The organism is Domibacillus sp. PGB-M46, from assembly GCF_022668875.1.
Taxonomy (GTDB): Bacteria; Bacillota; Bacilli; order Bacillales; family Domibacillaceae; genus Domibacillus.
The window spans coordinates 192777-214045 of the sequence record NZ_JAKGCR010000002.1; the positions used below are offsets into that span (position 1 = coordinate 192777).

Consider the following 21269-nt stretch of genomic DNA (forward strand, 5'->3'; position numbering starts at 1 on the left):
TATAATACAATAGTTTCGTAAAAATATGGCTATGTTTTTGTCACAATTTGACGAAAAACGTACAAGTTTTTAGATTGTCACTTTTTTCCGCTGGTAAGTCCGGGCCGCTTTCACGAATGCTGCCGGAATTCCAGTATTTGACGGAAAATAAAGATGGGCATAGCCTGCAACAGCATTATACACTATACAGCCGTCCGGCTTCTGTCCAAATCGGCTGCCGGATTGAAAAGCCGGAGCTGGTTTTTCCTGTCCTTCAAACACAGAATAATGAAACTCATGTCCTCTTAGCTTCTCACCTTCTGGGATCCACGCACCCGGAAAAGCGGTTAATTCCCGGTAGCCTAGGGCTGCTCTGGTTGATTTCATGACCGTTTTCCCCTGAATAATGCCGCACATAGGATAAGAGTGTCCATCAACGGTAATCAGTTCTTCCGTTAAATACATAAACCCGCCGCATTCAGCCAATGTCGGCATACCGGACTCAACAGCCCGCCGAACGGACTTCCGTGCTTCGCACTGGGCAGCGAGAACGGGTGCAAATTCTTCCGGAAATCCGCCGCCTATATAAAGAGCATCTGCTGCTTCGGGTACGGTCTCGCCTGCAAGAGGCGAGAAAAAGTGAAGGTCTGCCCCATGCGTACGAAGCATATCCAAATTTTCCTCGTAATAAAAGTGAAAGGCGGCATCCTTTGCAACCGCAATCGTCACATGGCTGTCTTGTTTTCTTCCAAATAAACGGTTTTCGGACTGCGGCAGGTCCGGCACTTCTGCAAGGCGGAGCAGTTCATCAAGGTCAACCGTCTTTCGTGCCGCTTCTGCAAGCGCATGGAAAAAGCCGGCCAGATCTCCTCTTTCAACGGCCGGGACAAGACCCAGATGGCGCTCCGGCACACTGACACCAGGCATTTTCGGCAAATGGCCGATAACCGGGATGCCGCATTCCTGCTTTACTGCCTGCTCAATCAAACGAAAGTGTCCTTCACTGCCAGTTTTGTTCGCAATAACGGCTTTGATCTGCCCGGGTGCCATCATTTGAAATCCTTTCACAATGGCTGCCGCGCTTCGTGCCGTGCCGGATGCATCAATGACCAGCAGCACCGGCGCGCCTGTAAGACGGCTGATCTCAGCTGTACTGCCGTCATCTTTGAGCGGGTCTTTTCCATCAAACATTCCCATGACACCTTCAATTACTGAAATATCAGCATCCCGTGACGCTTCAGAAAATACCTCACGAATCGTGCCGGCATCTCCCATCCAGCTGTCCAGGTTGCGCGAAAGGCGCCCGCATATAGCCGTATGGTACGTTGGGTCGATATAATCCGGTCCGCATTTAAACGGCTGTACAGAAAGGCCCTGCTGCTTCAGAGCGCCAAGCAGCGCCAGCGTAACCGTTGTTTTGCCGGAGCCGCTGCCCGTTCCGGCAATAACGATTCGTTTTCCCATCTTATTCTTCTCTCCTTTACTTATTGCCAAATTCGATCAGGGCAGCCGAAATGGTTACGTTGCCGTTTTTTTTCTTTGGCAGAATAACTTCTCCCCCTTTTGACGCTAAATAAGCAGCCGGTTCACTGACTCCATACGCACCGGTATACTTAAACACCGTTTCCGAACGCTCTTTCATCGGCGCTTCGTTTAACCGCTCAGGCGGGAAGGTGAAAAACGGCCAGTCGTTTTTTTCGGCAACTGCCAAAATACCCTCTTCATCTTTTTTCAGGTCAATGGATGCAATGGACTGAACGCTTGTTTTGGAAAGGGCAAGATCGCGAAGGGTCTCATCGATAACCTGCTCAATTTCTTCCGCTTCTGTTCCACGGTTGCAGCCAATGCCAAGGACGATTGATTTTGGGCGGTACACAACAGGATAGTGAAGCCCATCGAGTTCTTCTGCATCGAGTAATCTATGGGTGACGACGAGAGCGGCATTGTGAGGTGTTTCAAGTGCTTCTTTTACCGAAGCCGCCGTCTTGATATGAGCCGGCATCGGCCGGTCATGCTTCCACCAGTTCGGCTCTCCTGATTCCTGCACAACAAGTACCGGCTCTTCGTTCACTACGGCAGCTGCCGCCTGCGTTAAAAAGCGGTCATATTCAAACTTCCAGCCGAATTCGCGGCCAAACATATCAACCGGAATCGTTTTTTGCACATCGGATGCAGTTGTAATTACCGGCCGGGCACCTGTCAGTTCGGCCACCCGGTATGTAAGCTCGTTGGCGCCCCCGATATGGCCGGAAAGAACACTGATTGCATGCTCAGCCCGGTCATCGAGAACGACCACTGCCGGATCGGTTTTTTTATCGCCTAAAATCGGGGCAATCATCCGGACAACAGCACCGAGTGAAATAATCAGCACAATGCCGTCGTATTCTTTAAATAATTTTGGCAGTTGAAGGCGGACAGAACCGTCAAACAGCGTAATGCCCCGCTCTTCTTCATCACCGCGGCAAAATTTCCGCATGTAATACAAATCCGCCTGCATCTCCCCGGCAAGCTTGCGTGCTGTTTCGGTTCCGTGTTTTGTAATGGAAGCTATCGCAACCTTCATGACTTGATTCCCTTCCGGAACCCGTGGGTAAAGGTTTTATCATACAGTTTCGAACGATGTCCCGATTTTCCAATGTCCGGATCAAGCGCTTTGCCGGCTAAAATCATCGCCTGCTTGCGAATGCCGTTTTCACGCATCGCCGTATCGAGCCCGGCGATCGTTGAGCGGACAATTTTTTCGTCCGGCCACGTGGCACGGTATACAACAGCTACCGGCGTGTTCTCCGGCCAGCCTGCTTCAACCAGCTCACGCGTCACCTTTTTGGTCAGTGTTGCGCTTAAGAAAAAAGCAATTGTACATTCATGTTTGGCTAAATCCTTCAGCTGCTCTTTCTCTGGTACCGGCGTTCTTCCCTCGGCCCGCGTTAAAATAACGGTTTGTGTAACATCCGGAATGGTCAATTCCGCACCCGCTGCCGCAGCTGCTGCAAAAACAGAGCTGACTCCGGGTACGATTTCTGTTTCAATGCCCGCTTCTTTCAAGAGAGCGATTTGCTCGATGATCGCTCCATAAATAGCCGGGTCGCCTGTATGAAGGCGGACGACTTTTTTTCCTTCCTTCACGTAATTAACCATGGTTTCTACCATCTCTTCTAAATGCATGCCGGCTGTTTTCAGTACAACCGCACCTTCCTTGCAGCCCGCCATTAATTCCTCGTTAACGAGTGAATCGGCATACAAAATCACGTCTGCTTCCTCTACAAGCTTCATCCCGCGGACCGTAATTAAATCCGGTGCGCCGGGTCCCGCTCCCACAATGAACAGCTTCATTTTTTCTTCACCACCATCAGCGTTAAATAGTTCGGTTCTGCCCGCTCAAATTCATCCAGTGTCCAGATAACTTCATCACTGGATGTAACTTTTGTGACCGCATGGGCGTGCCCCTCAAGTCCAAGCTCCCTGATCACACTTGAAATAAGGGCTGCCACCTTCGCGACTTTCAGAAAAATAACGCAGTCATGCGTCTCAATTGCCTGTTTCAGCGCCTCGCGATCATTTGTTGCCGGAATGATCGCGACATGCTCATCTCCGTCGGCAAGCGGAATGTTCAGCCTTGCTGCGGTTCCATTTACTGATGATATGCCGGGCACTACTTCTGTTTTTACGTTCGGCATTCTTTTTTGCAATACATTTTTCATGTGAATAAATGTGCTGTACAGCATTGGATCGCCCTCTGTCACGAACGCGACGTTTTCGCCGGATTCCAGTTTTTCCGCTACGGCTTCTGCTGCTTTGTTCCATTCACGCTCTAAAATGACTGGATCCTTCGTCATCGGAAAAACAAGACCAAGCATGTCTTTTTCCTGCGGATCAATATAAGCATCAATAATCTGGCGCGCATAGCTTTTTTCACCAGACCGCTTTTTCGGAAACGCAATAACCCGGCTTTCCGACAAAATGCGAAACGCTTTTACCGTTAACAGTTCCGGATCGCCCGGTCCTGCACCAATCCCATATAAAATACCTGTCATCACTGCTCCTCTTTTCTTTTAGCACATATAATGTAAACCGGATTTTGCGCTTCAAAGCGCGTCATATTTAAAATAGGCTTAGACAAGGACACTTGGGCAAGAGCCATATCTACCTCAAAGCCGGCTTCCCGGAATAACTGATGGGCTTTTGACATGTTTTCAATCGTAACGGCATTCAATACGATTGTCCCGCCCGGCTTCAGCCGCTTTGCACACGTGTCAATAAGCTTGTCCATATTACCGGCCGTGCCGCCCATAAATACGCAATCTGGATCAGGAAAAGCCTCTAAGCCATCTGGCGCTTTTCCATGAACGAGTGTGACGTCCGTGCGAAATTTTCGAAAATTCGCTTCCGCATTGGCGAGGTCCGCTTCATTTTTCTCGATGGCAAAAACAGCACCATTTCGGGCTATTTTAGCTGCTTCGATCGCGATGGAACCGGTACACGTTCCGATATCCCAAACAGTACTGTCCGGGCGGATGTTCATTCGGCCAATGGTAAGAATGCGGATATCACGTTTTGTAATCAAACCTTTGTCCGGCTTGCGCTGGCTGAATTCCTCATCCGGAATACCGGTAGTCCATTCTTTCGATGGCCGATTTTTCTTTAAAATCACCACGTTCAACGGAGCAAATGAAGCTTCACTCATTTCCTCAAGCGTTAAATGACGGCAGCGCTCGTCCGCCGCACCCATATTTTCAGCCACGAATGCATCATACTCAGTCATGTTAAACCGAAGCAGGTAGCGGGCAATCACACCCGGTGAATGCGTTTCATCTGTCAGCAACGCCACTTTTTCTTCACCATCAATTTTCTGGGCAAGCCCGGCGATTGGACGGCCGTGCACACTGATCGTTTTTGCATTCTGCCACGATTCATTCATCCGGGCAAATGCAAGCTGTACACTTGACGGCTGCGGCTCAATAACAGCGTCTGTACTCCCTGACAGATACGCTCCGATTCCGTAAAAAAGCGGATCACCCGAAGCCAGCACCACGACTGGGCCTTCTTCGTCCTGAACCCTTGTTTTTACTTCTTTTAAATTTCCGCCAATCACGAGCCTCTCCCCTGTGAAATCAGGAAAAAACGACAGCTGCCGTTCTCCGCCGACAAGCAGCCGGCTTTCTTCAATACGCTTCAGCTGGCGAGGGTGCAGCCCTTCCGCTCCGTCTGCACCGATGCCAATAATATGTACGTTACTCACTGTATTCCGCCTTTCCTAAAAGCTGTCCCTTCATCGCAAACAGCAGCGTTTCAACTTCCATGCCGCCGCGCACTTCCTGAACGGCATTTCTTGAGCAATTGCGGCAGAAAAGCGCAAAAAATTCCGGATAGTCCGCCATTAATTCTGCTGCATGCGTCGCTGTGTTAGCTGCCCTCACTTCTTCAATTTCATTCTCGGAGGCGCCTGCTTCCTCCGCCATCTGCGCCAAAAAATTCATATCGACCGGTGCGCTTTTAGAGTGCACCATCATGACGCCTTGAGCGACCTTTGAAAATTTGCCCGGCATCCCGGCAAGTGTAACTTTTTGAATACCGAGCCGTTTACAATGCTTGAGTGTGAAGCCGACAAAATCGCCCATTTCAATAAATGCTTCTTCCGGCAGGTGCGGCAAATGATTCATGGCATATTTTTCACTGCGTCCGCCTGTCGTAGCGGCCACGTGCTTACAGCCGGCTGCAACGGCCACTTCAATAGCCTTTACAATACTGGCTCGAAAAGCCGCGGTTGAAAACGGGCGGACAATGCCGCTCGTTCCTAGAATAGACAAGCCGCCCAAAATGCCAAGTCTTGCATTTAAGGTTTTTTCAGCCAGCTTCTCGCCGCCTGGAATGGAAATGATCACGCGGACGCCTTTTCCAGCCCCGGCTTCTAAAAGCAACTCCTGAACCGCTTCAGTAATCATACGGCGCGGCACCGGATTGATCGCGGCTTCTCCCGGTGCTACGTCGAGTCCCGGCTTTGTCGCCCGGCCGACGCCTTCCCCGCCATCAAGCTCAATGCCTGGCCCGCTTGTCCAGCTTACTTCTGCACAAATAACCGCTCCGTGTGTAATATCAGGATCGTCTCCCGCATCTTTTTTGATGCCGGCTTTTACAGAGCCCTCTCCTGCTTCGATAAATTCCGGTGTAAAGTGAGCCCATTGCTTCGCCGGCAGATAAATAGAAACCGATTCGGGCGGCTGGCCTGTAAGAAGCGTCTGCAGCGCAATTTTTGCCGCGGCAGTCGCACAGGAACCCGTTGTGTAGCCTGTGCGAAGCGGCTTATCAGGGACCGGCTTCATTTTACGGCAAGCAGCGACAGCGCATTCAGTGCTGCCACGGTGACCGTACTGCCGCCTTTACGGCCAATATTCGTAATAAACGGAATATCCAGTTTTGCCAGTTCTTCTTTGGATTCTGCTGCCGACACAAAGCCGACCGGCATGCCGATAATTAAATCAGGCTTGGCAAGGCCTTCTTTGGCGAGGCGGATAATTTCCAAAAGAGCTGTCGGGGCATTGCCGATCGCGTAAATACCGCCTTCTCCAATCGCAGCCGCTTTACGCATAGAGATAATTGCCCGTGTCAGCCCAAGTTCTTTGGCTTCTTTCATCACATCATCATCCGAAATATGTACATGCAAGGAACCGCCAAACTGCTCAATACGCGGTTTTGATACGCCTGATTGAATCATTTGTACGTCACAAATTACACGCGCACCCTGCCGGATCGCGCGAATGCCGGACTGGATGGCCTTTGGATGAAACAGCACGCTTTTCCCGAGTTCAAAATCGGCAGAAGCATGAATCACCCGCTGTACAACAGCGAACTCTTCCGGTGATAAATCATGGGGGCCAAACTCGTCTTCAATAATCGAGAAACTAAGTGATTCAATTTCCATCGGTTTCACTGTTTCCGGTACAAAAGTTGTTTTAAAGTCCATGTTTCGTTTCCTCCAGGCAGTTTAATGTGTGGATCACTTGCTCAAATTGCTCGCATTGATTTGGGTACTGCACCGGCGGCCGGGAAATGACGATCGTTTCGATACCAAGCGACACGGCCGCTTCGATCTTTTCCGCTACCGCGCCGATCGCGCCGCTTTCTTTCATGACGGTCGTCGTCACGCCGTAATGGCGGTACAGTGCAAGATCAAACTCCTTCGTAAAAGGACCCTGCATAGCCACAATATTTTTCTGAGGCAGTCCAAGCGCAGCGCATTTTTCCATATTGTCCGTACGCGGCAGCATCCGTGCAATCAGCCGGATATCCGTGTGGGGCAGCAGCTTTTCCGTGAAAACCTGCAGCGTCTTGCTGCCGGTCGTCAGGAGCACGACACCTCCCCGTTCTAATGCCGCTTCAGCTGCTTCTTCATACGTACCCACGCGCGTGACAAGCGGATGCTCAATAACCTGCGTGCCGGCCCGCTCAAAGCGGATATAAGGAATGCCGGCACGTTGGGCAGCTTCGATAGCATTTCGGGATGCTTCTTCAGCAAACGGATGGCTGGCGTCGACGACTGCCGTATAACCCTTTTCGAGCACAGTCGCCATTTCATCTCCAGCCAGCCGGCCCACACGCGTTGAAATGCCCGCTGCTTCAAGTTCAATTGACGCATTCTGGGTAACCACAGATGCTGTAACCGGGCGCCCCGTTTCCTGCAGTTTCACAGCGAGCTCCCGGGCATCGCTTGTCCCCGCCAGAAAGAAAATCATCGAATCGCCTCTTTTTCATGATCATGGTCATGGCCGTGGTGATGGTGGCCGTGGTCGTGGTCGTGATCATGGTGATCATGGTCGTGGTCATGATGATGATGAATACCCGCTTCAAACCGGTACTGGCATGTATCACAATTCATGAGTGATTTACCGCCCAGCGCTTCATCAATCCGGTCTGCCACAATGACTTTAAGCTTCGGATGAAACCCGAAATAATCCGCAAGCGTGAAAGACAATTCTGGATATTGCTCACGAAACAGGGTCAAATCCTGTTCGATCCGTTTGATCAGCACACCCGTAAACAAAAAGTACGGCAGAATAATGACCTTTTTCGCGCCAAGCTTTTTAATTCTTTCTACCGCTTGGGGAAGTGATGGCTTCGTCACACCATAAAACGCCGGTTCAACGGTTTCAAAGGATGTTTTTTCCCATAAAATACGGGCAATTTTGCATAGATCGCTATTGGCATCTGCATCGCTTCCGCCGCGCCCAAGCAGAATCACCGCATCCTGTTCGCCCACTTCATCCGGATCAATGCCGGCATCCTGCAGGCGTTCTTTTAAAATCACAGAGGTTTCATAATGGATGCCAATTGGCTTTCCATAGGTAAATGTTACACCCGGATACTTTTCTTTTGCTGCGTCAATCGCTGCTGGAATATGAATTTTCGAGTGCCCCGCCGGCAGCAGCATAAGTGGTATGAGGGCAACTTCAGTTGCTCCCCGGGCTATACACCGCTTGATGCCTTCCGCGATATCAGGACGCGCAAACTCCAGGAAACATGTTTCATATAAAACGAGCGGATTTAAATCCGGCAGAAATCCTTCCACAAATTGATGAATTTGGTCATTGCCTTCCGGGTCACGGCTTCCGTGCCCAACAAAAAGTACGGCTTTCATTCTTTTTCCCCCTTATTCTCCGCACGGCATCGGTTCAACGTCCGGCACCGGCATATCTCGATGGGCAAATCCTTGTATTTCCCCAACCCGTTTAAAATATTTGAAAAAGCGTTCATTTGGATGACCGGATTCACGGTATTCTTCTACTATTCCTGTGAGCATCGGAACAACTCGTTCCGGCGGAATGCCTTCTGCCACATACACACCTGGGTGCGCAGTCCGGCTGACCACTTTAGCGCCTAAAAACAGGTCAAACGCTCCTTTACGGTATACGATGCCAATATCCTCGTTCACTGCACCGTAGCACGCCATGCCGCAGCCATTCACGCCAATGCGAAGCTCTTTCGGCACGTCGAGGCCGCCAAGCTTTCGTCCAAGCTGCTCGGTATATGGAATCGCGTCGCCTTTATCCCCGTTGCAGAAGTCACATGCTTTTATCGTGACAACATCGCCGGTTGGCGCAAGGCTTAGTCCCGCTTCTTTCAACTTTTCAATAATCGGCTGCGGGTTACTCGTTTCGGTTTTTAACAGCACATAGTGATGTGGTGTGTATTCGATCGTACCCCTTTCACCCGCTGCTTCAGATATAGCGATCAGCTGCTGTGGTGTAAAATGCTTGTTTACCAGTCCTGGGCTGACCGCCGCTTCAAAGATTGTTTTCACAGCTGGCGGCGCCGTCTTCTGCCGCTTCAGCGCGGCGAGTGCCTGCAGGCCAAGCTCTTTGAGCTCAGGCTTTTTTTCGCTTTGGCCCCCATGCAATGCCCACGGTTCGTTTTCAGGACGAAGCCGCTCATGCGGCCGCAACGGCTGCTTTTCTTCTGTTAACGTATATTTGCGTGTGTATCCACGCGGTGTAATCATCAGTCCATCATAGAAAAAAGTCGTTGAATTGCCGATTACGACTGTTGTCAGCATCCCAATTTCGTGGTCCAGCATTTCCGCAAGCGTGGTCATCACGACTTCTTCCCGGTCACGGTATGCGCTTTTCACAAGCCCAACCGGCGTGTCCGGTTTTCGGTAGTTGAGCAAAATCCGCTGCGCTTCTTCAATTTGCTTGGTGCGCCGCCCGCTTTTCGGGTTATACAGCGCAATCACAAAATCAGCAGCGCCGGCAGCATCTATCCGTTTCGCTATAAGCTCCCATGGCGTTAAATGGTCACTTAAGCTGATCGTACAGGCATCATGCATAATAGGGGCGCCGAGCAAAGACGCGCAGGAATTGATCGCCGATATTCCCGGAATGATTTCTACACGAATACCGGTATCCCGCTTCCATCCCTGTTCCGCCAATACTTCATATACAAGACCCGCCATGCCGTATACACCGGCATCACCGCTTGAAATGACAGAAACGGTTTTTCCGCGCTCCGCCTGCTTAACTGCTGCCTGCGCCCTGCTTACTTCCTCACTCATTCCAGTTGAAATAACGTCTTTTCCTTCAATCAAAGGGGCTACAAGCTCCATGTAGGTTTTGTATCCAATGACGTAATCACTTTCTTTCAGCGCTTGTTTCGCCCGATCCGTAATATGATCTTCGTGGCCGGGCCCGAAGCCGACAACATACAATGTGCCCGTCATTTTTTCTCTCCTTTTTCCGTTCCCTTAAAGCGGCCGTTCAACAGCTGCATACCTTCCCCTGACCGCTCATAGGCAATCCATTCTTTTATTGGCTGGTTGTTTTCAAGATGCGAGGCGACCATCTCTTTGGCACGATGCTCGTCCATTTCAAAATACCAGTCTGCTTCCGGGTAAACGACAACTACACACCCGTCTTTGCAGCGTCCATTGCATCTTGTTCTTGTTGTATGTACATATGCATCCAAATCCCGCTCGGTAATTTCATTCCGGATTGCCTGTGTCACTTCTTCACCGCCTTTTCGCATACAGGTAGACCCGTTGCAAATCAGCACATGCTTGCTCATACTCGTTAAGTTCCACGTTGCCACTTTATCCGCTCCTTTTTAAAGCATGCAAAAAGCCCCCGCTTCTACGGCAGAAGCAGGGGCAGAAAACCGCATAAAAGAAAAGACTTGTCCAAGAAAAAGCCATGCGTATTCATCCCGTTCTTCCCACCGAAGAATGATGTTTCAGCATTAAAAGCAGGTCTCCTGGCTTGCGGTCAATTTACTTCTGCCTCCCTTCCCGGATAGAATCCAGTGGGTTTCAGGCAGGTTCATCACGCATACAGTAGCGGGGGCTGCACCGGACTTTCACCGGTTTCCCTATTATCCCGGACGTAGAAACTCCGGGCACTTTTAATGATTGCTTTATTTAGTTTTGTTGTCTTTAACATTAGCAGGGAAGAGCTTCTTTTAGCAAGGGAAAAATAAAAAAGACCCGGATTAATCATCCAGATCTTCTTCCTCGATTACGACTTCACCTGTTGTTCCATTTACCCATACATCCGTTTCTGTTTTGCCGTCCCTGATTTCTAATTCATAGTGTCCGTCATCCAGCTCTATTTTTTCAATCGTGCCTTTTACTTGTTTTTGAGCGGCCGCTTTCGCTTCTGCTTCCGTTACCGTTACACTTGTATTCTCACGATGATCATCATCATCGCCGCTGGCATCATCCGTATCCCGTTGTTTTTTTAACACCTTGCCGGAGTCTCCATCTATTTTTATATCATACTCCTGCGTATCGATTTCATAAACAGGGCCAGACAGCTTTTTCTCCAATTCAATGCTTTCAACTACAGACTGCGTTTCTTTTTCAGCAATTGCTTTTGCTTCTTCCATCGTCAGCTTCGCGTCAAAGCCGGGCACTTCCGCCTGGATTTTGTCATTCTGTACGCCCCAGAGAACCCCTCCGCCTAAAAGACCTAATGTTAAGAAGCTGCCTGCAATGGTTGTTTTCTTCATTTTTATTTCCTCCTCTTTTTCCTTTTCTGCTTTTATCATATCCATGCAAAATGAGAAAAAAGGGAGGGAAAAATGAGAGTTTGATGAGAACCGTTAGTCGTCCCAGGAAATCGACAGCACTTCTCCTGAAATGGCATTGATTCGCACAGTTGCTTCTTCGCCATTTTGAGCATCTATATCAACGAGGTAAGAACCAGCTTCTTCTCCGTCGCCTCGTTCGATATCATCCACTGTTCCCGGTACTTTTTTAAGCGCAATCTCTCCTGCTTCCTCCGGTGTCAGCTGTCGAGCACCTTTTTCAGTTTTTTCTTCTTGGGCAGCCGAATCATTTTCTACTGTTTCAAGGCGTGTCATGGCCATTAATTCGCCCGTCTCACTGTCAACCGTCATGCTGTATTGGCCTTCATCGGGCACTTCTATTGTATAGTGAAATTCACCATCTGCCTGCTCTGCCTTCTTCACCGTGCCGCCGTACTGCTCCGCCAGCTTTTCTCCTGCTTCGTTCATCGTGACATCCGGCTGCTGCAGGGACTGGTATAAAAAAAACGCGGCTGCGGCGGCTGCGATGGCGATGGCAGCCGTTATGACTTTTTTCATTCCTCTTTCCCCCGTTCGTCTTTTCTTTCAGCAGACGAGCATTCGCTAAAAGTAAGAATTACGATTGTCCCTTTTCCTTCCTCACTTTCAATCCGGAGAATGATCCCAAGGGCATCCGCCAGCTCTTTTGCGAGAGACAAACCGAGGCCAAACCCGCCCGTTTTACGTGCTCTTGCTTTGTCCACCCGGTAAAATCGGTCAAATACTTTTGGCAGGTCCGGTACGGGTATGCCCATTCCCCGATCGATCACACGAATTTCCTGTTTCTCGACTTCTATATAGATTTCCTTCTCAGAATATTTGCGTGCATTATCCAAAAAAATAAATAACAGCTGCCGCAATTTATCCCGGTCCGTCTCCACGCTGCATGTTTCCTTTATTCGAACGTCAACACGCCGTTTATATGCCCGCTGAAAGGAGTCGGCTGTTTCCCGTACAAAAATAGCCATATCGACCATTTCCATTTTTACATTCCAGGTTTCATCGCGCCGTGCGAGCGCAAGCAGCTGCTGGGTCAGTTCTTTCATGCGGAGCGCTTCTTCGTAAATAGCTTCAACCGATTCATCGAACAAATCCGGATGGTCCTTTCCGCGGCGTTTCAACAAACGGGCGTATGACTCTACAACGGTAAGGGGTGTTTTTAATTCATGTGACGCATTTTGTACAAATGCTTCCTGCTTTCGGTAATTTTCTTCAAGCAAATTCATCATATCGTTGAAGGTAAGCGCCATATCCTGCAGTTCATCATGCCGGCTGCCGTTTGTTTCAATCCGTTCATGTGTACCGCTTTTACGGATCCGGCGCATCGTTTCCGTCATCTGTTCAACCGGGTTAGAGATAATAGCACCCAGTACGCGGGCTGATATCACAGCAGGAATAACCGCTATCAGCAAAGCAGCAAAAAGCACGCCGCGCAAAATGGTTAAAATTCGCTCTGTTGCCTGCAGATCCTCCCATAATTCAAGCGAAGCCACTTCGCCGCCGCGCCAAATAACCGGAAGCGCGACTCGGGCATAGGAAGAACCATTATTATCCCTTATGATCTCCCGTTTCTCTCCTTTTGTAAAAGCAGCCGCCCGCTCTCTGAGCCCGGAGGCATCCGGCGAAACTGCCACCCCATCAACCGTTCCATCCGGCAATATTACACGGACCATTCCATTCGGCGGCGCATAAGCCCGGAGCAAATCACTGCTCGTTATAGACTCGGCTGGACTCGACACGCCTCCGGCTATTTGTGCTGCATCCGCTGCCGCTCGTTCAACATCTGCTTCCCTCAGCATAAAAGAAGCGGCAAAATAAACGGCTGTATTCATCAAAATAACAATCACAACAAGCAGGACGCTCGTACCGAGGTGAATTTTATTTTTCAGCTTCATGATTCTTTCAACACGTATCCAACGCCGCGTACGGTATGAATAAGAGGCAGATCAAACGGTCTATCAACTTTGTTTCGCACATATCGGATATATACATCCACCACGTTTGTGTCACCGTAATAATCATATCCCCAGACGCCATCAAGCAGCTGCTCTCTGGACAATACGTGACGCTTATTTTTCAATAGGTAAACGAGCAGATCATACTCACGCGGTGTAAGATCGATAGGCTGGCCTGCCCGAGTAACCTCACGAGATTCTTCTTTTACGATTAAATCCGCTGCAGACAGCGAGCTGTTTGAAACAGTTTTACGAAGTGCCGCCCGGATTCTGGCTAAAAGCTCATCCATATCAAACGGCTTTGTGACATAATCACTGGCCCCAAGATCAAGCCCGGTTACTTTGTCGGCCACTTCATCCTTGGCTGTCAGCATAATAACAGGTACATCGCTTCCCTGGCGGATTCGCCGCAGAACGCCCATTCCATCCATTCCCGGCAGCATCACATCAAGCAGGACAAGGTCAAATGTCTCTGTTCGAAACAAAGCAAGAGCATCCAGCCCGTCCAGCACTTTTTTCGTTTTATATCCTTCATGCTCAAGCTCCAACTCAAGCACCCGGGCAATCCGCTCTTCGTCTTCTACAATTAAAATACGCTGTTTATCCATCCCTTCCGCTCCTTTCTCTCTCTTTATTATCATAGTCCCGCTGGCCTTTGTCCAAAAAAAGACGGCCCTGTCTGGGCCGCCTGGCGCTTATGAAAAAAATTCTTTTATGCGCAGCATAAGGGTTTCATTGTTTGAAATGGTGCCCGCCACGGTTTCCATCACAAGACGGCGGGGCGTTTCTTCCCTCATTTCATCCTGTAAAAATACCAGCAGCTCGTTGGAACGTTCATCTGCCTCCCTCTGCATCGCTCCGATTTCCTGCAGCACACGGCTTTTTTTCCGTTCCCTTGCCCGTTCTTCTTCCGGCTGCCATTTTTCGAGCACATGCGGATCAAGCAGTGCATCGTTTGTGTGAATAATTTCTTCTATAGCCGCATCTACCCGGCGCATCGCATACCCAATGACTTGATCTACATTCACATCTGCCTCAATTGCCATCACAAAGTGAACCGTATGATGGATCATGCCATGCATCATCACAGCCAGGTCAATTGAATAAGGATAAACCCGCATTCCATACACTTCTATAACCCTTCTTTGCATCCAGCGCAGCTCGCTTATATGGTGCTGTTTAATGAACTTTTTTAATTCCTCATCTTCGGATATAAATACACCTTGAAATAGGGCAAATAAATTGTTTTCCTTGCTGACTTCCATCTTGACTTTCACTTGCTGAATAAACGCTTCTTTATCGTGAACAGGCCGCCCGGCAATGACATGCGCCCGGCGCTGATCCGTTTCGAGATTAATTTTTTCAAAGATACTCATCAGCAGCTCGTTTTTAGATGGAAAGTAATTATAAAACGTTCCTTTTGAAATGCCGCTTTGATCGAGAATATCTTGAATCGATGTAGCCGCATACCCTTTTTCTACAAATAAAGCATGCGCTGCTTCCATTACATTTCTTTTTCGTTCGTTCAATGAATGCACTTCCTTTTTTGAACTGTCGGTCTATTCAGAGATTAGCGCAATAACCTTGTTATTTCAAGCTTTCATATATAAATTTAATTTATTTATTGATTTTTTTGAACGATCGGTATAATATAAATACCTGTTAGAACAACAGTACAAAAATTGAACAGTTAGTATGTATAAGGAGGATATAAATTGAATACACACGTAGTACCGGGAAAACCGCCTTACGCGATGATTGCCATTTTGTTTGTCGGCGCTTTTGTTTCCCTTTTAAATGAAACGCTTCTTAACGTAGCGCTTCCGTCTATTATGAAAGAATTTGATGTATCGGCTTCTGCTGTTCAGTGGCTGTCGACTGGATATATGCTGGTAAACGGCGTTTTAATTCCAGCAAGTGCTTTTTTTATTCAGAGGTTTACAAACCGGAGTTTATTTCTTACGGCAATGACGTTGTTTACGGCCGGATCTGTTCTCGCAACACTTTCGCCATCGTTCGGCGTGCTGCTCGCCGCCCGGATGATCCAGGCATCCGGTTCTGCGATTATGATGCCGCTTTTAATGAATGTTATGCTCGCAAGCTTTCCGGTGGAACGCCGCGGTGCGGCCATGGGGATTTTCGGGCTTGTGATGATTACGGCACCAGCGATCGGACCTACCCTTTCCGGCTGGCTCATTGAGCATTACACATGGCGTACTCTGTTTGACGTCGTCATCCCAATTGCTGCTCTCACGCTTCTTTTTGCCATCTTTAAATTAAAAAATATTACGCCCCAGCGCCCCATTTCGCTGGATCTTTTGTCTCTCGCGCTGTCGAGCATCGGCTTCGGCGGCATCTTGTACGGATTCAGCTCTGCCGGTGAAAAAGGCTGGGATTCTGTTTACGTCTATGGCGCGATTGCGGCCGGTGTCATCGGCTTAGTTTGGTTTGTTTTACGCCAGATGAAGCTGGATGAACCGCTGCTTGAGTTCCGGATTTATAAGTATCCGATGTTTGCCCTGTCTTCAGCTATTTCGGTTGTGATTGCAATGGCTATGTTTTCTGCTATGCTTCTTATGCCGATTTATGTACAGACAATCCGCGGTATTTCCCCGCTTGATTCAGGGCTGTTAATGCTGCCCGGCGCGATCGTTATGGGGATCATGTCTCCGGTTACCGGAATATTGTTCGATAAATTCGGTGCACGGGTTTTAGCCGTTATCGGTTTATCTATTACGATTCTAACGACCTTTATGTTCAGTAATTTAACGCTGGACACTTCGTACGGCTATATTATGTTTGTATATACGCTTCGCATGTTTGGGATGTCTATGGTTATGATGCCGGTTATGACAAACGGGCTGAACCAGCTTCCGCCGGCTATGAATCCGCACGGAACGGCCATGAACAATACCCTGCAGCAAGTATCCGGCGCTGTCGGGTCTGCCCTGCTCGTTACACTGATGCAAAACCGGACCGAGTCGGAAGCTGAACAGCTTGCCGAGTCTGCTGCGGGTGATCCAGCTGCGATGGCCAATATTGCCAATGAAGCGATGCTGCACGGTATTAATTTCTCTTTTACCATCTCTGTGTTTATTGCCGCTGTTGCCCTTGTCCTGGCTTTCTTTATGAAACGGGTAACGCCTGCCAGCCAGCTGTCTAAGCAAAAGTCTGCTGGTTAAGCTGCTCACAAAAAAAACGCCCTTGCCGCATCCGGCAAAGGCGTTTTTTTATACCATTTTCGTTAAGCTGTTTATAACCCCAGTATGCATGCCTTCATGGAACGTGACAAACTGCAAAAGAGCTTCTACGGTTGTCATTTCAAGCGGACCGATTGTAACGGGATTGGCTGCTTTTTCACCGAGCCTCGCAGAAAAATGACGCTCTACACGATTCAATTGTTCCTGCAGGGCGTTCGTAATTTCTTCTGCTGATGGAACCCCTGCCGGCCAGTCAGCCGGACGTGTTCCTGTAGCAAACAGGGAATTCCAGTCAGGATGCACAGTCTCATAGGCTTCATCTGCTAAATGAAGCAGCCCCTCTGCCGTTACGAAAATATGTCCGGCATTCCAGCGGATATTGTTTGAAAACCCCGCAGGTACTTCATCCCACTTGTTTTCCGGTGCTTTAGCAATAGTGCCAAGCGCTGCGTTTCTTGCGAAAATAAATTGCTTAATTGATTCCATACCGTTTCCTCCTCTATGTATGACCGCTTCTATTCTATCATAATCCGCACTCCCGGCACTTGTCATAAAGCTTTGTTTTTCCGATGCCAAGCAGCCGGGCCGCTTCAGTTTTATTAGCAGACTGACAAAGGGCATGCTGGATCGCTTCTTTTTCTGCTTTTTGAAGAGTATATTTTAGCGGCATAACAGCTACCGACGTTTTTACGGAACAGATTCCGGGTGCTGGGGACGGTTCTTCCTGTAAATAAAGCGGAAAATGATCAAGCCGAACCCATGTTCAGCCCCTGTGTTCATTGCGGCAAGCAGCACACCGCCAATAGCCGTGTTTACACCAGCCTGAAAATTGGCCTTAACCTGCTTCCAGTTGTATAAAAAAGCCGCAACAATTCCTGTTAGCAAAGCCATTTCTACAGACCAGATTGCCAGCACAGACGACAGCTCCACCTTCCCCAAAGAATCCAATCCGATGGCTGCAAAAGCAAATCCGTTTGGGTACCCATACAGGCAATGTTTCAGTGAAAAATTTATTCATTACGGCTACTAAAATAAGTGGTACAAAAGCGAGTGCTTTACGAAGGGCTGATGTTTCTTTTTCTACAGCTTTTGTTTCCTCTTCTTCTCCCAAAACGTCATTGTTTAACCCGCAGTAGCCTTCACCGGCTTTGGAGGCTTTCTTCCGGCGCATTTCCAAATACAGCAGGCCTGCGCCAAGCACAAATACCGCTCCGATGATTCCTAGAACCGGCGCTGCGTAAATATCTGTTTTAAAAAAGGTTGTCGGAATAACATTTTGAATTTGCGGAGTTCCCGGCAGTGCATCCATTGTGAAGGTAAAAGCGCCAAGTGCAATCGTTCCTGGAATGAGCCGCTTCGGAATGTCAGTCTCCATAAAGATTTTTCTGGCGAACGGATAAACGGCAAAAACAACTACAAATAAGCGGACACCGCTGCATGTTAAAATAGCGCACATTAACACAATGGCTAAAACAGCCTGCCTGGCACCCACGAACCTAACGATTGTTTTGGCAATCGATTCTGCAATACCTGACATTTTCACCACTTTTCTAAAAATAGCACCGAGTAAAAAAACAGGAGAATATAATTTAATAAAACCGGCCATTTTCTCCATAAAAACATTTGAGAAAAACGGCAAAACACGGGCTGGCTCTGTTAAGGGATCAGCCAGCAATGCACAAATCGGCGCAAATAAAATAACAGAAAAGCCGCGGTATACGGTAAACATGAGCAGGCCAAGCGCCAGAAGTATCACCAGTAAACCCATTTTCACTCCCCCCCTTTTGGTAACCGCTTTTATTTTATATTTGCAAGAGCTGTGCCAACCATAAAAGAGTCCTTTTTCGCTGTTTTCTCCCCTTCATTCTGTGATTCCGGAATTTTTCTTATTTTCATCCGCTGCCGGAACTATAAGCATTCTTTCAAATAACATCTAAAGTTCTCATCGCCCACTATTCAGCATACATTGAACGCGCAAAAAAGCGGAAAATGATCTCCATTTTCCGCGCGTTTTTATTTTCCGATAAACATTTGTGTCCAGTGGCCATCTACATAGCCAACACCGATGTGTGTAAAGTCAGGGCTTAAGATGTTTTTCCGGTGGCCGTCACTGTTCATCCACGCTTCCATTACTTCTGCCGGCGTTTTTTGGCCTTTGGCAATGTTTTCGCCTGCTGTTTTATACGTAATACCAAATTGTTTCATCATATCAAATGGTGATCCGTATGTTGGTGACTGGTGAGAAAAGTAGCCTTTATCTTTCATATCCTGTGATTTCGCAAGAGCGACTTTGCTAAGCTCCGTGTCTAACGTTAAAGCCTTTAATCCTGCTTTAGCGCGCTCCTGGTTTACAAGCTTCGCTACTTCCTGTCCAAAAGCATTTACTGGTTGAGAAGCTGCCGGCTGTGCCGCCTGCTCCTGCTTTGGTGCTTCTTGTGAAGGCGCTGTCTGCTGAGGCTTTGCTCCAGCAGCAGGTGCTGTCGGCTGTGTTACTTCTTTAGACGGAGCAGCCGCTGCTGGCTGTGCCTGCCATTTTACTTCATAATATTTTTGTTGGGTTTTCACCTGAACAGTCTTTGTCGTATCACAAGTCAGGGAAGCTGCTTCCACCTGTCCTGCTGTGAAAAGTCCAATTGACACAAGACCAGCGATTGCGGCAATGCGTACATTTATTTTCAAGGTCAAAATCCTCCTGCGTTTTTTTTATGTGTTACCCGGGCTGCGTGATTACTATAGCCCGGAACACAAAAAAACGGCAATAGATTTTGAGATGGAAAATGACAGTCTCATTTCATAATGATAGTTTCCTGCTTTGCCCACCGTGCTCAGTCCCTGTCCAGTCAGCGCTGTGCCATTTTCACTTGAAAGCAGAAACAGGCAGCGACATATAAGCGTAACCCTTTTACAAAACTGTTACAAGGATGTGTTTTCATCAATATGGAAAAAGTAGTAACGAATGCCGTCCGTGTGTGCCGGTGACGTCGTATAGCTCCAATGGCGGTGATAGCTGTCAGCCGTGTGCGCATTCACAAGCGGTACACCGTTTTGGCGGCTTACGACAAAAGCAGCATGATCCATACGGCCATCACCGTTAAAATCATAAATAATGACGTCTCCAGGAAGCAGATCTGCTGCCGATGCTTTCCGCACAGCCTTTAACCCCTTCTTCGATCCTTCTAAATACCACCTGAGCGAATGGGTCACACTCCAGCTGAAACTCCACGTACCGCCTCCAACCCACCAGCCATTTTTGCGGTCGGCGTAGCCGCCTCTCATAGGGGCGCCTCCGGCCAGCAGGCATTGTGAAACATAATTGGTGCAGTCTACAGCAAACGCCGGAAAAGCCGGATTGCGTTTGTTCCACCACTTTTCCGCATAACGGACTGCGGATTCACGATCATACATCGCCATCTCCTCCTTTCCTACAGCGTATGCCGGAAGAGAATAGAAAAACCGGCCTGAACGGATCAGGCCGGTTTTTTTATATTTATTGGGTAACTCACAACGTTCCAAGGATAAATCTTTTTCTTTATCCTTCGTTAAACCGCCGCGGTATATTAATTCCACATTATCGTTTTTGATGTCCCTAAACGACCTAAGCCCTTCCTGCTCTTAAGTCCTTGCAGCTCCGAAGCTGCTCCAGTGTGAATAAGTAAAGTCAACACTAGCAGAATGCCAGAATGTTATATGAACGTTCTAAGTTACGATCTGAATCAGATGTTAATCATAACACTCATCAAATAAAAAGTCAAGAAATTATTTCCTGTTCCATCCAAGGCGCTCTGAAATGTCGCTTCCCGCTTTTATCATGCGCCCTCTTAACGCTTTTAAGCGCTCATCCGTCATGCGGAGAGTGGGACCGGAAATTGATACAGCCGCTGCAATGGCTCCATGATGATCAAATACCGGTGCTGCAATACAACGGATTCCAGGCTCGTTTTCTTCAAGATCAAGCGCATATCCTGCTTCTCTTACACGCGCGAGCTCCGCCAGATACGCTTCTTCCGTTGTAATGGTGTAGTCTGTATGGACCGGCAGCCCTCTTCGTTCCAATATATCGTTTACTTCTGATTGGGGCAGATGGGCTAAAATTGCTTTTCCGACAGACGTGCAGTGAACCGGCGCGCGCCTGCCGACTTTTGAATGCATACGCAGCGCTTCATGTCCGTCCAGCTTTTCAATATACACTACTTCTCCACGGTCATACACGACAAGGTGAACCACTTCATTTGTTTCCGCCTCCAACTGGCGCAGAACATCCTGTGCTTCTGATCGGACATCGAGTGATTCCAGCAGCCTTGAGCTTACCTCTAAAAAAGCGTAGCCGATTCGATAGCGGCCTGTTTCCTTATGCTGTTCAATATAGCCGTATTGCTCAAGTGTCGCTAGTGTCCGAAACACCGAGCTTTTATTAATATCCATTCCATTCGCAATTTCTGTTACACCAAGCCCCCTCGGGGATGCACTGACAAGCGCAATAATATCAAGCGCACGCGCGACCGATTTAACGACGTTTTCTCTTTCCAACCGAATCCCTTCCTCACTATGCAGGAAAAGCCGGCCA

22 protein-coding genes, 2 pseudogenes and 1 riboswitch are annotated in these 21269 nt (G+C 48.5%); of the genes and pseudogenes, 1 reads left to right on the forward strand and 23 read right to left on the reverse strand.

Translation table 11 applies throughout. The features are described 5' to 3' along the window. Positions 1-69: 69 nt before the first annotated feature. The 16 genes from L2D08_RS02925 to L2D08_RS03000 form a co-directional block, all read right to left on the reverse strand. Complete coding sequence (locus tag L2D08_RS02925) at positions 70-1443, reverse strand: cobyrinic acid a,c-diamide synthase CobB (protein ID WP_242232234.1); 1374 nt, start codon at positions 1441-1443, stop codon at positions 70-72. Positions 1444-1459: 16 nt separating this feature from the next. After that, positions 1460-2542: a cobalt-precorrin 5A hydrolase gene (locus L2D08_RS02930; RefSeq protein ID WP_242232235.1), complete on the reverse strand. Its 1083-nt coding sequence runs from the start codon at positions 2540-2542 to the stop codon at positions 1460-1462. Then, positions 2539-3312 (reverse strand): precorrin-4 C(11)-methyltransferase, encoded by a 774-nt coding sequence (gene cobM, locus L2D08_RS02935; RefSeq protein WP_242232236.1) that lies wholly within the window; start codon positions 3310-3312, stop codon positions 2539-2541. The genes L2D08_RS02930 and cobM overlap by 4 nt, the downstream gene beginning before the upstream one ends. Then, positions 3309-4013: a precorrin-2 C(20)-methyltransferase gene (gene cobI, locus L2D08_RS02940; protein ID WP_242232237.1), complete on the reverse strand. Its 705-nt coding sequence runs from the start codon at positions 4011-4013 to the stop codon at positions 3309-3311. Before cobI ends, cobM begins: the two co-directional genes overlap by 4 nt. Continuing rightward, positions 4013-5218 (reverse strand): precorrin-6y C5,15-methyltransferase (decarboxylating) subunit CbiE, encoded by a 1206-nt coding sequence (cbiE, locus tag L2D08_RS02945; RefSeq protein ID WP_242232238.1) that lies wholly within the window; start codon positions 5216-5218, stop codon positions 4013-4015. The genes cobI and cbiE overlap by 1 nt, the downstream gene beginning before the upstream one ends. Continuing rightward, a complete protein-coding gene (locus tag L2D08_RS02950) occupies positions 5211-6299 on the reverse strand; it encodes a cobalt-precorrin-5B (C(1))-methyltransferase (RefSeq protein WP_242232239.1) in 1089 nt (362 codons plus the stop codon). Before L2D08_RS02950 ends, cbiE begins: the two co-directional genes overlap by 8 nt. Continuing rightward, complete coding sequence (locus L2D08_RS02955) at positions 6296-6940, reverse strand: precorrin-8X methylmutase (protein ID WP_242232240.1); 645 nt, start codon at positions 6938-6940, stop codon at positions 6296-6298. The genes L2D08_RS02950 and L2D08_RS02955 overlap by 4 nt, the downstream gene beginning before the upstream one ends. Continuing rightward, on the reverse strand, positions 6930-7709 hold the full coding sequence (gene cobK, locus L2D08_RS02960) for a precorrin-6A reductase (RefSeq protein WP_242232241.1): 780 nt from the start codon (positions 7707-7709) through the stop codon (positions 6930-6932). The genes L2D08_RS02955 and cobK overlap by 11 nt, the downstream gene beginning before the upstream one ends. Further along, positions 7706-8611: a sirohydrochlorin chelatase gene (locus tag L2D08_RS02965; protein WP_242232242.1), complete on the reverse strand. Its 906-nt coding sequence runs from the start codon at positions 8609-8611 to the stop codon at positions 7706-7708. Before L2D08_RS02965 ends, cobK begins: the two co-directional genes overlap by 4 nt. Positions 8612-8623: 12 nt before the next feature. Further along, positions 8624-10189 (reverse strand): precorrin-3B C(17)-methyltransferase, encoded by a 1566-nt coding sequence (gene cobJ, locus L2D08_RS02970; RefSeq protein ID WP_242232243.1) that lies wholly within the window; start codon positions 10187-10189, stop codon positions 8624-8626. Then, positions 10186-10557, reverse strand: a complete 372-nt coding sequence (locus L2D08_RS02975; RefSeq protein WP_242232244.1) for a (2Fe-2S) ferredoxin domain-containing protein — start codon at positions 10555-10557, stop codon at positions 10186-10188. The genes cobJ and L2D08_RS02975 overlap by 4 nt, the downstream gene beginning before the upstream one ends. Before the next feature lie 135 nt (positions 10558-10692). After that, positions 10693-10883: riboswitch (cobalamin riboswitch) on the reverse strand. A gap of 70 nt (positions 10884-10953) precedes the next feature. Beyond that, positions 10954-11472: a PepSY domain-containing protein gene (locus tag L2D08_RS02980; protein WP_242232245.1), complete on the reverse strand. Its 519-nt coding sequence runs from the start codon at positions 11470-11472 to the stop codon at positions 10954-10956. 93 nt (positions 11473-11565) lie between these two features. Then, positions 11566-12069: a PepSY domain-containing protein gene (locus L2D08_RS02985; protein WP_242232246.1), complete on the reverse strand. Its 504-nt coding sequence runs from the start codon at positions 12067-12069 to the stop codon at positions 11566-11568. Continuing rightward, the gene (locus L2D08_RS02990) at positions 12066-13445 is read right to left on the reverse strand and encodes a sensor histidine kinase (RefSeq protein ID WP_242232247.1); all 1380 of its coding nucleotides are present in this window, start codon (positions 13443-13445) and stop codon (positions 12066-12068) included. Before L2D08_RS02990 ends, L2D08_RS02985 begins: the two co-directional genes overlap by 4 nt. Beyond that, complete coding sequence (locus L2D08_RS02995; protein WP_242232248.1) at positions 13442-14113, reverse strand: response regulator transcription factor; 672 nt, start codon at positions 14111-14113, stop codon at positions 13442-13444. The genes L2D08_RS02990 and L2D08_RS02995 overlap by 4 nt, the downstream gene beginning before the upstream one ends. A gap of 87 nt (positions 14114-14200) precedes the next feature. After that, positions 14201-15034, reverse strand: a complete 834-nt coding sequence (locus tag L2D08_RS03000; protein WP_242232249.1) for a TetR/AcrR family transcriptional regulator — start codon at positions 15032-15034, stop codon at positions 14201-14203. A 225-nt stretch (positions 15035-15259) separates the two neighbouring features. Here L2D08_RS03000 and L2D08_RS03005 point away from each other — a divergent pair, with 225 nt between their 5' ends. Then, positions 15260-16687: a DHA2 family efflux MFS transporter permease subunit gene (locus L2D08_RS03005; protein ID WP_242232460.1), complete on the forward strand. Its 1428-nt coding sequence runs from the start codon at positions 15260-15262 to the stop codon at positions 16685-16687. Between the two features lie 48 nt (positions 16688-16735). Here L2D08_RS03005 and L2D08_RS03010 read toward each other — a convergent pair whose 3' ends face one another. The 7 genes and pseudogenes from L2D08_RS03010 to L2D08_RS03035 form a co-directional block, all read right to left on the reverse strand. Next, positions 16736-17191, reverse strand: coding sequence for a DinB family protein (locus tag L2D08_RS03010; RefSeq protein WP_242232250.1), 456 nt, complete (start codon positions 17189-17191; stop codon positions 16736-16738). 37 nt (positions 17192-17228) lie between these two features. Further along, a complete protein-coding gene (locus tag L2D08_RS03015) occupies positions 17229-17375 on the reverse strand; it encodes a helix-turn-helix domain-containing protein (protein ID WP_242232251.1) in 147 nt (48 codons plus the stop codon). Between the two features lie 71 nt (positions 17376-17446). Continuing rightward, a pseudogene (locus tag L2D08_RS24430) lies at positions 17447-17753 on the reverse strand (GntP family permease); the annotation flags it as partial. Positions 17754-17824: 71 nt separating this feature from the next. Then, positions 17825-18473: pseudogene (locus L2D08_RS24435) on the reverse strand (GntP family permease); the annotation flags it as partial. A 245-nt stretch (positions 18474-18718) separates the two neighbouring features. After that, positions 18719-19384 (reverse strand): CAP domain-containing protein, encoded by a 666-nt coding sequence (locus L2D08_RS03025; RefSeq protein ID WP_242232252.1) that lies wholly within the window; start codon positions 19382-19384, stop codon positions 18719-18721. A 234-nt stretch (positions 19385-19618) separates the two neighbouring features. After that, complete coding sequence (locus L2D08_RS03030) at positions 19619-20110, reverse strand: amidase domain-containing protein (RefSeq protein ID WP_242232253.1); 492 nt, start codon at positions 20108-20110, stop codon at positions 19619-19621. Positions 20111-20461: 351 nt separating this feature from the next. After that, positions 20462-21232, reverse strand: coding sequence for an IclR family transcriptional regulator (locus L2D08_RS03035; protein WP_242232254.1), 771 nt, complete (start codon positions 21230-21232; stop codon positions 20462-20464). Between the last annotated feature and the right edge of the window lie 37 nt (positions 21233-21269).

Coding starts and splice junctions, on each gene's coding strand:
- L2D08_RS02965 (WP_242232242.1), bottom strand. CDS start 8,611: ATGAAAGCCGTACTTTTTGTTGGGCACGGAAGCCGTGACCCGGAAGGC.
- L2D08_RS02985 (WP_242232246.1), bottom strand. CDS start 12,069: ATGAAAAAAGTCATAACGGCTGCCATCGCCATCGCAGCCGCCGCAGCC.
- L2D08_RS02980 (WP_242232245.1), bottom strand. CDS start 11,472: ATGAAGAAAACAACCATTGCAGGCAGCTTCTTAACATTAGGTCTTTTA.
- L2D08_RS02995 (WP_242232248.1), bottom strand. CDS start 14,113: ATGGATAAACAGCGTATTTTAATTGTAGAAGACGAAGAGCGGATTGCC.
- L2D08_RS03015 (WP_242232251.1), bottom strand. CDS start 17,375: ATGCCGCTAAAATATACTCTTCAAAAAGCAGAAAAAGAAGCGATCCAG.
- L2D08_RS02990 (WP_242232247.1), bottom strand. CDS start 13,445: ATGAAGCTGAAAAATAAAATTCACCTCGGTACGAGCGTCCTGCTTGTT.
- L2D08_RS02930 (WP_242232235.1), bottom strand. CDS start 2,542: ATGAAGGTTGCGATAGCTTCCATTACAAAACACGGAACCGAAACAGCA.
- L2D08_RS03010 (WP_242232250.1), bottom strand. CDS start 17,191: ATGGAATCAATTAAGCAATTTATTTTCGCAAGAAACGCAGCGCTTGGC.
- L2D08_RS02955 (WP_242232240.1), bottom strand. CDS start 6,940: ATGGACTTTAAAACAACTTTTGTACCGGAAACAGTGAAACCGATGGAA.
- L2D08_RS03030 (WP_242232253.1), bottom strand. CDS start 20,110: ATGTATGATCGTGAATCCGCAGTCCGTTATGCGGAAAAGTGGTGGAAC.
- cobK (WP_242232241.1), bottom strand. CDS start 7,709: ATGATTTTCTTTCTGGCGGGGACAAGCGATGCCCGGGAGCTCGCTGTG.
- cobM (WP_242232236.1), bottom strand. CDS start 3,312: ATGAAGCTGTTCATTGTGGGAGCGGGACCCGGCGCACCGGATTTAATT.
- cobJ (WP_242232243.1), bottom strand. CDS start 10,189: ATGACGGGCACATTGTATGTTGTCGGCTTCGGGCCCGGCCACGAAGAT.
- L2D08_RS02950 (WP_242232239.1), bottom strand. CDS start 6,299: ATGAAGCCGGTCCCTGATAAGCCGCTTCGCACAGGCTACACAACGGGT.
- L2D08_RS02925 (WP_242232234.1), bottom strand. CDS start 1,443: ATGGGAAAACGAATCGTTATTGCCGGAACGGGCAGCGGCTCCGGCAAA.
- cobI (WP_242232237.1), bottom strand. CDS start 4,013: ATGACAGGTATTTTATATGGGATTGGTGCAGGACCGGGCGATCCGGAA.
- L2D08_RS03005 (WP_242232460.1), top strand. CDS start 15,260: ATGATTGCCATTTTGTTTGTCGGCGCTTTTGTTTCCCTTTTAAATGAA.